Here is a 12,648-nt window from a genome sequence, read left to right on the forward strand (position 1 = left end):
AACCGCGGTCTGCGGCGGAGTCACGCCTGCCGTCGCCGGAAACCCCGCAGTGCCAGGACGATCGAGCCGGCGACGCCGGCGATCGAAACGAACAGGGCCCACAGCGGACCGCTCTCCAGCGGCAGCCCGAGGGCGAGCGAGCGCGAGGTGTCGACGGCGAAGGTGATCGGGTTGACCCTCGCCGCCGCGCCCATCCACTCGGTCATGCTGTCGATCGGGACGTAGGCCGACGAGGCGAACATCAGCGGCAGCATGATGGTCGCCCCGGCGACCTGGGTCAGCTCGGCGTCCCGGATCCAGGTCGCCAGCGCCATGAACACCCAGCTCAGCGCCCAGCCGATCAGGACGGCCACGAGCCAGCACCCGAGCGTGCCGAGCACGCCGCCGGCCGGCCGGAAGCCGAACACCAGCACCGCGACGACGAGCATGACGCCCAGCTGGACGGCGTTGCGCACGGCGTCGGCGAGACTGCGGGCGATCACCACCGACGCCGAGGTGATGGGCAGCGACCGGAGCCGGGCCATCACCCCGTTCTTGACTTCCTCGACCATGCCCGCGCCGGAGTTCACCGCGGTGGTGAACGCGCCGATGACGACGATCGCCGGCATCAGGAAGTCCAGGTAGCTGATCCCGCCGGTCAGCTGGCCGGTGCCGGCGACGACCTTCGTGAACACCTGGGTGAAGAGGAAGAGGATCACCATCGGCTGCAGCAGGCCGAGCAGCGCCGACAGCGGGTGCTGCGCCTGCTGCCGCAGCAGCCGGCCGGTCAGCAGCGCCACCTGCGTCGGAAAGCTCGCGCCGTGCCAGGTGCTGACATCGACTCCCGATGGCGCGAGTTCACCGGCCGTGCGCTGCCCCGGCGTCATCGTCGTCACGTTCTTACCCCCGGGGGTCAGGCCGCGCTCGGCGCGGGATGGGTGAAGGCCAGGTACACGTCGTCGAGGCGCGGTTCGACCAGCGCGAGCCGGCGTGGTGTCACGTCCGCGTCGTCGAGTGCGCGCACGACGCGCGCCAGATCGGCGGGGCTTTCGGCGGGCACCGAGAGCTCGGGCTCGGCATCTTCGGTCCCGGCGGCGTCGCTGCCGGGCCGCCCGCCGGGCCGTTGCGGGGGCAGCCCGACGTCCAGCAAGGCCGTGGTCGCCGCCGGGATGTCCGCCGTGGAGGCCAGCGTGATCGTGACCGTCCGCTTGCCGACCCTGGCCTTCAGCTCGGCGGGGGTGCCCGAAACGACGACCTTTCCCTGCGACAGCAGGGTGATCGAGTCGGCCAGCTGTTCGGCCTCGTCGAGCAGCTGGGTGGTCAGCAGCACCGTGGTGCCCTCGCGCACGAGGCGCTTGACGAGCTGCCACATCGTGATGCGTGCCGAGGGGTCGAGCCCGGTCGTCGGTTCGTCGAGGAAGATGAGCTCCGGTTTGCCGACGAGGCTGGCCGCGAGGTCGAGCCGCCGCCGCATGCCGCCCGAGTACGTCTTCGCGAGCCGCTGCCCCGCCTCGACCAGGCCCATCACGTCGAGCAGTTCGCCGGCCCGCGTCCGCGCGTCCCGTTTGGAGGCGCCGAGCAGCCGGGCGATGAGCACCAGGTTGTGGAATCCGGTCAGGTTTTCGTCGACGGAGGCGAACTGGCCGGTCAGGCCGATGCGCCGGCGCACTTGCGCGCCTTCGCGGACGACGTCGAAGCCGGCGACGGTGGCGGTGCCGCCGGTCGGCAGCAAGAGCGTGCTCAGCATGTTGACCAGCGTCGTCTTGCCCGCACCGTTGTGGCCGAGCAGGCCGCAGACGCTGCCCCTCGGTACGGTCAGGCTCACCTCGTCGAGGGCGTGCACGTCGCCGAAGCTCTTGCTGAGCCGGTCGACCTCGATCGCGGACTCGGTCATGAGGTGCGGCCTCCTCCCGGGTGCGGAACCCGGTTCTCGTCGTCGTGGGTCACGCGGTCGCCCCGGCCAGGCAACCTTCCAGTACTTCGGCCGCCTTGCCGGCCCCGCCCGCGTTGCGCAGGTGCGTGCGCATGTCGCGCAGCGCGGCGCGGTGCACACCGTCGACGGCCACGGCGTCGACCGCCTCGACCAGTTCGGCGGGGTCCAGCGGGCCGGGGGCGGTCCGGCCGAGGCCGAGCGCGGCGACCTGGCCCGCGATCACGCGCTGGTCGACCTGCTGCGGCACGCACACCATCGGAACGCCGGTGCTGAGCGCCTCCATGACACTGCCCATGCCCGCGTGCGTGACGAAGACGGCGGCGTGCCGGAGGACTTCGAGGTGCGGAACCCACTGGCGGGCCTCGACGTTCGCCGGCAGCGGGCCGAGGTCGGCCGGGGCGATCGTGGAGCCGAGCGTCATGACGACGTGCCACCGGGTGCCGGCGAACGCGTGCGCACACCGAGTGAAGAACTCGACGCGGCCGGGGCTGTAGGAGGTGCCGAGCGAAACCAGCACGACCGGGCGGCCGTCCGCCGGCGGCGACCAGCCGGTGTCCGGCTCGTCGTGCCCGAGGCACGGCCCGACGAACGCGAACCGGTCGTCGAACTCGTCGCCGAAGATCTGGAACTCCCGCGGCACGAACACGATGTTGGGGCCGTGTTCGGCCCCGAAGCCGTCGATGTCGACGTCGCCGAGGCCGAACCGGTCGAGCAGCTCCTGCTGCCGCGTGAAGAACTCGACGAGAGCCGGGTCGTCCGGCTGCAGGGCGGGCCCGCCGGCCGCGTGCTTGTTCTGCTCCTGGCGCATGGAGAACCGTTCGCTGGAGGCGATCGTCGGCACGGTCTGCACGACCGGGCGGTCCCAGGCCTTGGCGAGGATGCGCGCGGTCTCGGAGGCCGCGTGGTCGTGCACGAACAGGTCGGGGACGTCGTCGGCGAAGCGGTCGAACGCGGCCGGCAGCGACGAGAGCGCCTCGGTGACGAAGCTGGTCACCATCTCGGTCATCGCGGCCTTGGTCCCGGCGCCGGAAAGCCCCTTCTCCCAGGGAAACGTCGAGTCGTACGGCAGGACGGCCGCCCCGGTGGCGGCCACCTTGCCGGCGAACCGGCCGGCGACCGCGTAGGTGACCCGGTGCCCGCGCTCGACCAGTTCCTCCACAACGGGCAGTGTCGGCGCGATGTGGGCGTACGCCGGGAAGCTGAAGAACGCGATGTGACCGGTCATCGGTGGTCCGACCCTCGTTTCGGGAGAACGGGCGTGACTGATCGCCGGGCACAGGCCGGCGATCAGTGTCATGGTCGGGCATGTACCGTCGCCCGGCGGCCGACCGCGTGCCAGTCCTAGTCGATTCCCCATTGTTCGCGCGGTCATCGGTGTACACCCCGGGTCCCCTCCTAGGGTCGGGCGTCGTGAAAGCACGCCAGCTGTCCATCTCCGGCGCCGTCGAGTTCACCCCCGTCGTGTACACCGATGACCGCGGAACGTTCGTGTCGCCGTTCGAGGAGCCCGGGTTCAGCGAGGCGACCGGGCGGCCCTTCGAGCTGTCGAGGACGATCCACAGCACTTCGCGGCGCGGTGTCGTGCGCGGGATCCACTTCACCGCGATGCCCCCGGCCGGCTACAAGCACGTGTACTGCGCGCGCGGCCGTGCCCTCGACATCGCGGTCGACCTGCGGGTCGGCTCGCCCACGTTCGGCGATTGGGACGCCGTCGAGCTGGACGGCGAGTCGTTCCGCTCGCTCTACCTCGCGGAGGGCCTCGGCCACGCGTTCATCGCGCTGGAGGACGACACCGTGATGTCCTACCTGTGCTCGACGCGGTACGTGCCGAGCGAGGAGCTCTCGATCAGCCCGCTCGACCCGCGGATCGGCCTGCCCATCCCGGCGGGCATGGAGCCGCTCATGTCCGAACGCGACACCGCGGCGGTGACCCTCGACGAGGCCGCCGCCCGCGAGATGCTGCCGGACTACGAGCGGTGCCGCGCGCTGTTCCCCCTGCCCTGAAAGGAATTCCGGGCCACCCCGGCTGGGAGAATCACTAAAGTGGCTCGCCCGGCGAGGGGGCCGGACTCCCGGCCTGCCTACGTTGACCGCATCGAATCCGGTGCGACGAGGAGCTCAGATGACCGACGCCACCACGGTGCTCGCACCTCCGCCTGTCGACGACGAGCCGGCGATCGCCGAACGGATCGCGAAGTCCGTGTCGTGCGCCGACGGTAAGGTGCTGGGCCTCGACGAGTTCCACCGGTGGTTCGCCGCCTGTGCGGAACGCAACTACACCGTCGTCGAACGGATCCCGCTGGACGAGCTGGCCGGGTGGGCCACCCACCCGGTGACCGGCAACATCGTGCACGAGAGCGGCAAGTTCTTCACCGTCGAGGGACTCGACGTCCGCTTGCCCGACGCCGCGGTGCCGGCCTGGACCCAGCCCATCATCAACCAGCCCGAGATCGGCATCCTCGGCATCCTGGTCAAGGAGTTCGACGGCGTACTCCATTGCCTGATGCAGGCCAAGGTGGAACCGGGCAACCGCAACGGCGTGCAGCTGTCGCCGACGGTCCAGGCGACCCGCAGCAACTACACCCGGGTCCACCAGGGCAAGCCGGTGCCCTACCTCGAGTACTTCCGCGACCGCTCGGGAGACCGCCGGGTCGTGGCCGACGTCCGGCAGTCCGAGCAGGGCTCGTGGTTCCACCAGAAGCGCAACCGCAACATGATCATCGAGGTGTCTTCCGACGTCGAGGTGCTGGACGGCTTCTGCTGGCTGAGCCTCGGCCAGGTGCACGCGCTGCTGCACGAGGAAGACGTGGTGAACATGGACGCCAGGACCGTGCTGTCCTGCCTGCCCTTCGCCGGTCCCCCGGACAGCTCCCGGATGCGCGACCTGCTCGCGTGGATCACCGAGGCACGGACCCGCACCGACGTCTACGCCGACCGCATCCCGCTCAACGAGGTGAGCGGCTGGCAGCGCGACGGGACGGCGATCCGGCACGAGTCGGGGAAGTTCTTCAACGTGATCGGCGTCGACGTGCGCGCGGGCGGGCGCGAGGTGCGCCGGTGGTGCCAGCCGATGATCGAGCCGATCGGGATCGGCGTGGTCGGCATGCTGGTGAAGCGGATCGACGGGGTGCTCCACTGCCTGATGAACGCCCGGGTCGAGCCGGGGTACGTCGACGTGGTCGAGCTCGCGCCGACCGTGCAGTGCACACCGGAGAACTACTCGGTGCTCCCCGCCGCGGCCCAGCCGCCGTTCCTCGGCGAGCTCCTCGCCGCCGGGCCGGCGCAGATCAGGTACGACAACCTGCTGTCCGAGGAGGGCGGCCGGTTCCACCACGCGCTGAACCGCTACGTCGCGGTCGAGACCGGGATCGACGTCCCGCCGGCGAAGTTCCCCGACTACCGCTGGCTGTCGCTGCCTCAGCTCACGGACCTGCTGCGGCACAGCCACTACGTCAACATCCAGGCCCGCAGCATCGTCGCCTGCCTGCACAGCCTTGCCGGGACGGCGGCCGGGCGAGGCATCCGCTAGGACGGTGGCCACTTCGGCTCCCGGCCGGTCGAGCGGCTGCCGACCGCGGCCCGGCTGCGCGGCTGGCTGGCCCGCTCCGAGCTGACCCGCTCGCGCCGGTCACGCACGCCGCCTTCGCACGGTTGGCGCACCAGGCCGCGGACTGGCGGACTGGCCCGTTGCGGCACGACCTGCGGGCCTGCCCCGAGCAGGACTGCCGCGGTTTGTTCGCCGACCCGGCCGGACGACGGCGCTGGTGCCCGTCGCCCGCCTGCGCCAGCCGAGGCCGGGTGCGCGCTCAGGAGCGGCGGCGCGCGGAATCATGACGGCCGGGCGATCACGCCGGCCCGCCGCACCCGCGGGGCGGTTGCCGCACAGCGAAGACGAGAGAGGGCCGGACGTTCGCGTCCGGCCCTCTCTCGTTCCCGCTGCGACGACCGGCCGTCAGACGAGGCTGCGGTTCGAACGGTGGGTGATGGTCAAGCGCTCCAGGTGCGGCACGATCTCGGCCGCCGAAGGGGTACTCATGATCTCGGCGCGGAGCGCCCCGGCGTCGTCGGCGAAGGATGGTTCCGACAGCAGCCGGAGCACGCCGTCGCGGACCTGCTGTGCGTCGGCCGTTGCCCCGTCCGCGAACAACGCCGCCCCGGCCGACTCGAGGTTGCGGGCCACCGGCATCAGGTCGCCGTAGCGGATGGGGAGCAGGAACTGCGGTACGCCGTAGTAGGCCGCCGTGATCCATGAGCCGTAGCCGGCGTGGTTGACCGTGACCGAGCAGCTGGGCAGCAGGGTGTGCAGCGGGACGAACCCGGTGACCCGGGTGTTCGGCGGCACCTCCGAAGCGGGCAGCTCGTCCGGGTCGAACGTGGCCACCACCTCGACGTCGAGATCGGCCAGCGAGTCGAGCACCGTCCGGACCGGCAGGTAGCCCGAGTCCACGCCGAAGGAAACGCCGGGCGTCAGGCAGACCCGGGGCTTCTCCGGCGGCCGCAGCACCCAGTCCGGCGCGATCGACGGCCCGTTGTAGGGCGTGTAGCGCACCGGAACGCGGGGCACCGGGAGCGGCAGCTGGATGCTGGCGGGGAGCAGGTCGATGCTCCACTGCCCGTTGAGGATCTCGTCGTCGAACTCGTGGCCGTAGCGGTCGAGGTACCCGCCGAGCCACTCGCCGAGCGGGTCGGTGCCGGCGCGCGCGGGGTCCTGCGCACGCAGGTCGAGGAACGCCGCCCGGGTGGTGGAGTACACGTCGGCGGCCCACAGCAGCCGCGCGTGCGCGGCGCCGCAGACCCGCGCCGCGACGGCGCCGGCGAAGGTGAGCAGGTCCCAGACGACCAGGTCCGGCCGCCAGGACAGGCAGAACTCCACGAGTTCGTGCACCATCGAGTTGCTGTAGACGTCGAGGCCCATCCGTTCCTCGGTGGACTTGAGCAGCACCTCGTCCCAGCTCAGCGCCTCGCTGGAGATTTCGGTCCAGGCCGCGTAGTCCTTCTCCAGCATCCCGTTCTGCTGCGCCTCCAGCACGATGTCGTGCATCGGGTGGTCGACGCCGACGGAGACCGCGGTGAGCCCGGTGCCCGCGATGACCGGCGCCATCGCGGGATTGCTCGCCATCCGGACCTCGTGCCCGGCCGCGGCCATGGCCCAGCCGAGCGGAGCCATGGCGTAGACGTGCGACTTCTCGGACAGGGTTACGAAGAGCACCCGCATCGGGGTCCTTCCCTCAGAGGGTGGCGAGCACCTCGCGCAGCGCGCTGATGACCTTGTCCTGGATGTCTTCGGAGAGCGTGGCGTACATCGGCAGCGAGAAGATCTGGTCGGCGAGCTCCTCGGTCACCGGCAGCGAACCCTTCTCGTAGCCGAGGTGGGCGAAGCCGGTCATCGTGTGCGCGGGCCAGCGGTAGCTCACGCTCAGGTTGACGTCGTAGGTGCGCATGCGCTCGATGATCTCTTCGCGCCGCGGGTGCCGGGCGACGTAGAGGTAGTAGACGTGGTCGTTGCCCGGCGTGATCTGCGGCAGCACGAGATCGGTGTCGCCGAGCCCCTCGGCGTAGCGCTGCGCGACCTGGCGCCGGGCGGCGAGGTAGCCGTCGAACCGCTTCAGCTTGCGGCGCAGGATCTCCGCGTGCACCTCGTCGAGCCGGCTGTTGTGGCCGGGGGTGTCGACGACGTAGTACTGCTTCTCCATGCCGTAGTACCGCAGCCTGCGCAGGTTCGCGGCGATCTCGGCGTCCGCCGTGACGATCGCCCCGCCGTCGCCGTAGGCGCCGAGCACCTTGGTGGGGTAGAAGGAGAACGCCGCGGCGTCTCCGGTCGTGCCCGCGAGCGTGCCGTGCTGCTTCGCGCCGTGCGACTGGGCGCAGTCCTCGAGGAGCTTGAGGTTGTGCTTCGCCGCGAGCGCCCGCAACGGCGCGAGGTCGACGCACTGGCCGTAGAGGTGAACGGGCAGCAGGCACTTGGTGCGTTCGGTGATCGCGGCCTCGACGAGGTCGGTGTTCATCAGGTAGTCGCCGGGGTTGATGTCGACGAACACCGGGGTCGCGCCGACCTGGTCGATGGCGATGACGGTGGGTGCCGCGGTGTTCGAGACGGTGATGACCTCGTCGCCGCGGCCGACGCCGAGCGCGCGGAGCGCGAGCACGATGGCGTTCGTGCCGTTGTCACAGCTGACACAGTGCTCGATGCCGTGGTAGGCGGCGTACTCGGCTTCGAAGTTCTGGACGCTCTTGCCCATGACGAGCTGGCCCGACCGGAAGACCGAGTCCACGGCGTCGAGGATGTCGTCCCGCTCGTTCTCGTACTCCTGCTTGTAGTCCCAGGTGAGAATGGGCATCCGGGGGTACCTCCTGCGAAAGTGGCTGAGTGGGGGACGACTCGGCGCGACGGTGCGCGAGCGGGGGCAGCGGGCCAAGGCAATCGGCTGCGCGCGCGGGCGACAAGCCCGCGCTGCCGAGTACTAAGGGAATTCCTGGTCCGGCGATCGCGGGCGGAGCCGTCCCGGCCGGGCGCGCGCTGAGAAAACTGCTAGGAATCCGCTTCCCCGCTAGGGGTGCGCGCCTGCTCGGTATACCCATGGACCCGGCCAATCCCAGAATTCACGAGGTGGACCGACCATGGTGCAATCCACGACCGTCCGACGGCGGTTCCGGGGCCTGTTCCTCGCACTGGCCCTGGTCGCCGGGCTGGTGGTGCCGGCGGCGCAGCCGGCCGTGGCGGCCGAGGGGATCCCGTCGCTGGCCAGGGTCATCCCGGCCCCGGCGAGCGTGCGGCCGGCGAACGGGGTGACGTTCGAGCTGCGTCCGTGGTCGGTGCTCTCCTACGACCCGCGGCTGCCGCGGGCGCGGCAGGTCGCCGACGACTTCGCGGCCCAGCTGCGGCCGGCCACCGGCTTCGCGTTGCCGGTGGTGCCGGCGGTGCCGGGACTGGCGCTGCCCGGAATCTCCCTGCAGCTCGGCGCGGGCGGGCAGGCCGGCGAGGAGGGCTACCAGCTCGACATCGCGGCGGATTCGGTCCGGATCAAGGCGAACCGGGCCGCCGGGCTGTACTACGGCGTGCAGACGGTCCGCCAGCTGCTGCCCGCGAAGGTCGAGCGGACCTCGGTCCAGCCGGGGCCGTGGACGCTGCCGGGCGGGTCGGTCACGGACTCCCCGCGGTACGGCTACCGCAGCGCGGTGCTGGACGTCGCCCGGCACTTCTGGACGGTGCCCGAGGTGAAGAAGTACATCGACGACATCGCCCGCTACAAGATCAACTACCTGCACCTGCACCTGACCGACGACCAGGGCTGGCGGCTCGCCATCACCGGCTGGCCGCGGCTGACCTCGGTGGGCGGGTCCACCGGCGTCGGCGGCGAGCGGGGCGGCTTCTTCACCCAGGACGACTACCGGGCGATCATCGAGTACGCCGGGGCGCACTTCATGACCGTGATCCCCGAGATCGAAGGGCCCGCGCACGCGAACGCCGCGCGCTCGTCGTACGCGAAGCTGAACTGCGACGGCGTCGCGCCGCCGCTCTTCACCGACATCTACGGCAGTCCCAACAGCACCCTGTGCCTCGGCAAGGAGATCACCTACGAGTTCCTCGACGACGTGATCCGCCAGGTCGCCGCGCTGACCCCGGGCCCGTACCTGAGCGTGGGCGGCGACGAGGCGACCGACGTCCCGACGGATCAGTACCGCACCTATATGCAGCGGGTGCAGGCGATCGTGGCGAAGTACGGCAAGAAGCTCCTCGGCTGGCAGGAGGTGGCCGGCTCGACCGATCCGGCGCGGACCACCGCGCAGATCTGGTTCCCCGAGGAGGTCGACCAGCAGGCCGTCGCCGACGCGAGCAAGCACGGGGCGAAGCTGGTCATGTCCCCGGTGGAGCACGCCTACCTCGACATGAAGTACGACGAGAACAACCCCGCGTACCCGGTCGGGCAGTTCTGGGCCGGCTACATCGAGGTGCGCGACGCCTACGACTGGGAGCCGGAGACGGTCGTCCCCGGAATCGACGAGAAGTCCGTCATCGGTGTCTCGGCCCCGCTGTTCACCGAGCTGGTCTTCGAACGGCCGGACATCGACATCCTCGCCTTCCCCCGGCTGCCCGCGATCGCGGAGATCGGCTGGTCTCCCGCGGCCACCCACGACTGGACCTCCTTCCGCGACCGGCTCGCCGCACAGGGGCCGCACTGGGACCTGACCGGCGTCGGCTACTACCGCTCGCCGCAGATCGCCTGGCCCCCGCGGGAAACCCGGTAGCGAACGGAGTCATCATCATGCCCGAGACCAAGCACCTGGCTTTCTTCAACTATCCGGCCCACGGGCACCTCAACCCGTCGCTGCCGGTGGTCGCCGAGCTCGTCCGCCGCGGGCACCGCGTCACCTATGCCGTTCCCCGGCAGTACGCCGGCGCGGTGGCCGACGCCGGCGCGACCGTGCTCGAGTACGCGTCGACGACGCCCGAAAACTGGGAAGACGTCGCGATTCCCGAGAAGCCGACCGCCGACGACGCGGCCAACGCCATGCTCGCGCAGGTCCTGGAAGGCTTCGCGCCGCTGGAAGCGGCGGTGGAGCGGCTCACCGGCGACGTTCCCGACCTGATCGTGTTCGACCAGTACGCGCACCACACGGGCCGGCTGCTGGCGCGGAAGTGGTCGCTGCCGAGCGTGCAGACCTGCACCACGTTCGCCGCCAACGCCGAATACTCGCCGTACGCGCGGCTGGCGGAGCTGAGCGACATCCAGCTCGACTTCACCCACCCTTCGTTCGCCGAGCTCGGCAAGGTTATGCGGTCCACTTTGGACGAGCACGGCTTCGCGGACTTGCCGGTCGAGGAGTTCGGCGCGGGCGGCGAGGACCTCTCCGTCGTGTTCCTGCCGAAATCGTTCCAGCTCGGCGCCGAAACCTTCGGCGACGGCTTCGCGTTCACCGGTCCGTCGCTCGGCAACGGCCTGCGTGCCGGGGACGGCCGGTGGACCCCGCCCGCCGGCGACCGGCCGCTGCTGCTGATCACGATGGGCAGCCACGGCTACGAAAACCGGGCGGAGTTCTACCGCCAGTGCGTCCGCGCTTTCGGCGACGTGGACTGGACCGTCGTGATGGCGGTCGGTACTCAGGTCAAGCCCGGCGAACTCGAGCCGCTGCCCGCGAACTTCGAGGTCGTGCCCTGGGTCCCGCAGCTGGAAGTGCTGCGGCGGGCCGACGCGCTGCTCGCGCACGCCGGGATGGGCACCACCATGGAGGCGCTGTACTTCGGGGTGCCGCCGGTGGTCGTGCCCCGGCTCGGGGAGCAGCAGCTGATCGGCGAGCGCCTGGTCGAACTCGGGCTCGGGCGCATGGTGATGCCCGCGGACGCCGACGCGGAAACCCTGCGCACGGCGGTGCTCGGGCTCGCCGGCGACGACGCGGCCAAGGAACGGGTCGCGAAGATGCGGGACGAGATCCGCGCCGCGGGCGGGACGTCGGCCGCGGCCGACGCCATCGAAGCGGTGGCGAAGTCGCGATGAACCGCCGGCACTTCGCTTTCCTGCCCTATCCGGCGTACGGGCACACGACGCCGGTGCTGCCCGTGCTCGCCGAGCTGACCGCGCGGGGACACCGCGTGACCTGTTTCACCACGCCGACCTTCGCCGACCGCGTGGCGGCCACGGGTGCCCGCCCGGTCGCCTATTCCGCGGAATTGGGGACGGGACCGCCCTCGGAATACCACACCGCGGACGAAGCCGCGTGGCTGCCCACGAACCTGCTGTCGATGACCATGGCCGTCGCGCCGGGCATCGACGCCGCCTTCGCCGCCGATCCGCCCGACCTGCTCGCTTACGACACGACGTTGTGGGCGCCGGGGCGGTTCACCGCGTGGCGGACCGGGCTGCCGTCCGTCCAGCTGATCCCCACCTTCGCCTCGAACGAGAGCTTTTCGCTCAACGAAGACGGCGCGAGCATTCTCGGCGAGGGCGGCAGCGATGTCGGCCCGCTCGACCCCGCGCACCCGGGGCTCGTCGAGTTCGACCGGCTGATCACCGGGTACGCGGCGGAGTACGGCGTCGACGACGCCTCGCTGGTCCGGCTGTACGAGGGCCGCAACGAGGTCAACCTGGTCTTCGTCCCGAAGCGGTTCCAGCCGGCCGCCGAAACCTTCGGCGCCGGCTACACCTTCGTCGGCCCGCCCGCCGACGCTGCCGCGGACCACGACTGGAGCCCGCCGGACGGCAAGCGGGTGGTGCTCGTGACGCTGGGGACGACGGTGAACGACCGGCCCGAGTTCTTCCGCGACTGCCTGCGGGCCTTCGCGGGCCTGCCGTGGCACTTCGTGCTGACCCTCGGCGGCAGGCTCCGGCTCGAGGACATCGGCACGCCGCCGCCGAACGTCGAGGTCCACCAGTGGATCCCGCACGCCGCGGTCCTGCCGCACGCGGACCTCGTGGTGTGCCAGGCGGGCATGGGCAGCGTGCTGGAGTCCCTGTACTTCGGGGTGCCGCTCGTCGTCGTCCCGCACCACACCGAACAGCACCTCAACACGCGCCGGCTGCTCGAACTCGGGCTCGCCACGCGGCTGGATCGCGAATCGGTGACGCCGGAGCGGCTGCGCGCGGCGGTGCTCGGTACCGCGTCGGACGCGGGAATTCGCGCGCGGGTCGCCGAAATGCGCGAACACGTGCGCGACGCGGGCGGCGCGCGGAAGGCGGCCGACGTGCTTGAGCACCGGCTCACTGTGCTGGAAGGGCTTCAGCCGGCCGCACGGTGACGGC

General features: G+C 71.0%; 11 protein-coding genes. 6 read left to right on the forward strand and 5 right to left on the reverse strand.

Going from position 1 to position 12,648, the window contains the following annotated elements; genetic code table 11:
• Window positions 1-20: 20 nt before the first annotated feature.
• The 3 genes from AB0F52_RS21800 to AB0F52_RS21810 are packed head-to-tail and all read right to left on the reverse strand — an operon-like array spanning window position 21 to window position 3,137.
• A complete protein-coding gene (locus tag AB0F52_RS21800) occupies window positions 21-866 on the reverse strand; it encodes an ABC transporter permease (protein WP_360174021.1) in 846 nt (281 codons plus the stop codon).
• A 26-nt stretch (window positions 867-892) separates the two neighbouring features.
• Window positions 893-1,873, reverse strand: a complete 981-nt coding sequence (locus AB0F52_RS21805) for an ATP-binding cassette domain-containing protein (RefSeq protein WP_360173724.1) — start codon at window positions 1,871-1,873, stop codon at window positions 893-895.
• Between the two features lie 49 nt (window positions 1,874-1,922).
• Window positions 1,923-3,137, reverse strand: coding sequence for a macrolide family glycosyltransferase (locus AB0F52_RS21810; RefSeq protein ID WP_360173727.1), 1,215 nt, complete (start codon window positions 3,135-3,137; stop codon window positions 1,923-1,925).
• 185 nt (window positions 3,138-3,322) lie between these two features.
• Here AB0F52_RS21810 and rfbC point away from each other — a divergent pair, with 185 nt between their 5' ends.
• From rfbC to AB0F52_RS21825, 3 genes are all read left to right on the forward strand, one after another.
• Window positions 3,323-3,916, forward strand: a complete 594-nt coding sequence (rfbC, locus tag AB0F52_RS21815; RefSeq protein ID WP_360173730.1) for a dTDP-4-dehydrorhamnose 3,5-epimerase — start codon at window positions 3,323-3,325, stop codon at window positions 3,914-3,916.
• Window positions 3,917-4,034: 118 nt separating this feature from the next.
• The gene (locus AB0F52_RS21820) at window positions 4,035-5,441 is read left to right on the forward strand and encodes an NDP-hexose 2,3-dehydratase family protein (RefSeq protein ID WP_360173733.1); all 1,407 of its coding nucleotides are present in this window, start codon (window positions 4,035-4,037) and stop codon (window positions 5,439-5,441) included.
• A gap of 203 nt (window positions 5,442-5,644) precedes the next feature.
• Window positions 5,645-5,746 carry a CGNR zinc finger domain-containing protein gene (locus AB0F52_RS21825; protein WP_360174024.1) on the forward strand — a complete coding sequence of 34 codons (102 nt, stop codon included), beginning with the start codon at window positions 5,645-5,647 and terminating at the stop codon, window positions 5,744-5,746.
• A 118-nt stretch (window positions 5,747-5,864) separates the two neighbouring features.
• Here the strand turns inward: AB0F52_RS21825 and AB0F52_RS21830 are convergent, their stop codons facing one another.
• Window positions 5,865-7,127 carry an activator-dependent family glycosyltransferase gene (locus tag AB0F52_RS21830; RefSeq protein WP_360173736.1) on the reverse strand — a complete coding sequence of 421 codons (1,263 nt, stop codon included), beginning with the start codon at window positions 7,125-7,127 and terminating at the stop codon, window positions 5,865-5,867.
• A gap of 13 nt (window positions 7,128-7,140) precedes the next feature.
• Window positions 7,141-8,250 (reverse strand): DegT/DnrJ/EryC1/StrS family aminotransferase, encoded by a 1,110-nt coding sequence (locus AB0F52_RS21835; protein WP_360173739.1) that lies wholly within the window; start codon window positions 8,248-8,250, stop codon window positions 7,141-7,143.
• Window positions 8,251-8,530: 280 nt separating this feature from the next.
• Between AB0F52_RS21835 and AB0F52_RS21840 the strand changes: the two genes are divergently transcribed.
• Genes AB0F52_RS21840 through AB0F52_RS21850 form a run of 3 tightly spaced genes read left to right on the forward strand, consistent with a single transcriptional unit; the run spans window position 8,531 to window position 12,644 of the window.
• Complete coding sequence (locus AB0F52_RS21840) at window positions 8,531-10,159, forward strand: beta-N-acetylhexosaminidase (protein ID WP_360173742.1); 1,629 nt, start codon at window positions 8,531-8,533, stop codon at window positions 10,157-10,159.
• A 17-nt stretch (window positions 10,160-10,176) separates the two neighbouring features.
• Window positions 10,177-11,406, forward strand: a complete 1,230-nt coding sequence (locus AB0F52_RS21845; protein WP_360173745.1) for a macrolide family glycosyltransferase — start codon at window positions 10,177-10,179, stop codon at window positions 11,404-11,406.
• A complete protein-coding gene (locus tag AB0F52_RS21850) occupies window positions 11,403-12,644 on the forward strand; it encodes a macrolide family glycosyltransferase (RefSeq protein ID WP_360173748.1) in 1,242 nt (413 codons plus the stop codon). The genes AB0F52_RS21845 and AB0F52_RS21850 overlap by 4 nt, the downstream gene beginning before the upstream one ends.
• Window positions 12,645-12,648: the final 4 nt, after the last annotated feature.

Origin of the sequence: Amycolatopsis sp. NPDC024027, from assembly GCF_040638975.1 — a bacterium.
Taxonomy (GTDB): domain Bacteria; phylum Actinomycetota; class Actinomycetes; order Mycobacteriales; family Pseudonocardiaceae; genus Amycolatopsis.

Excerpts from the sequence above, each read along its gene's own strand:
- AB0F52_RS21835 (WP_360173739.1), bottom strand. The coding sequence starts at position 8,250 with ATGCCCATTCTCACCTGGGACTACAAGCAGGAGTACGAGAACGAGCGG.
- AB0F52_RS21845 (WP_360173745.1), top strand. The coding sequence starts at position 10,177 with ATGCCCGAGACCAAGCACCTGGCTTTCTTCAACTATCCGGCCCACGGG.
- AB0F52_RS21810 (WP_360173727.1), bottom strand. The coding sequence starts at position 3,137 with ATGACCGGTCACATCGCGTTCTTCAGCTTCCCGGCGTACGCCCACATC.
- AB0F52_RS21820 (WP_360173733.1), top strand. The coding sequence starts at position 4,035 with ATGACCGACGCCACCACGGTGCTCGCACCTCCGCCTGTCGACGACGAG.
- AB0F52_RS21840 (WP_360173742.1), top strand. The coding sequence starts at position 8,531 with ATGGTGCAATCCACGACCGTCCGACGGCGGTTCCGGGGCCTGTTCCTC.
- AB0F52_RS21805 (WP_360173724.1), bottom strand. The coding sequence starts at position 1,873 with ATGACCGAGTCCGCGATCGAGGTCGACCGGCTCAGCAAGAGCTTCGGC.
- AB0F52_RS21800 (WP_360174021.1), bottom strand. The coding sequence starts at position 866 with ATGACGCCGGGGCAGCGCACGGCCGGTGAACTCGCGCCATCGGGAGTC.
- AB0F52_RS21830 (WP_360173736.1), bottom strand. The coding sequence starts at position 7,127 with ATGCGGGTGCTCTTCGTAACCCTGTCCGAGAAGTCGCACGTCTACGCC.
- AB0F52_RS21850 (WP_360173748.1), top strand. The coding sequence starts at position 11,403 with ATGAACCGCCGGCACTTCGCTTTCCTGCCCTATCCGGCGTACGGGCAC.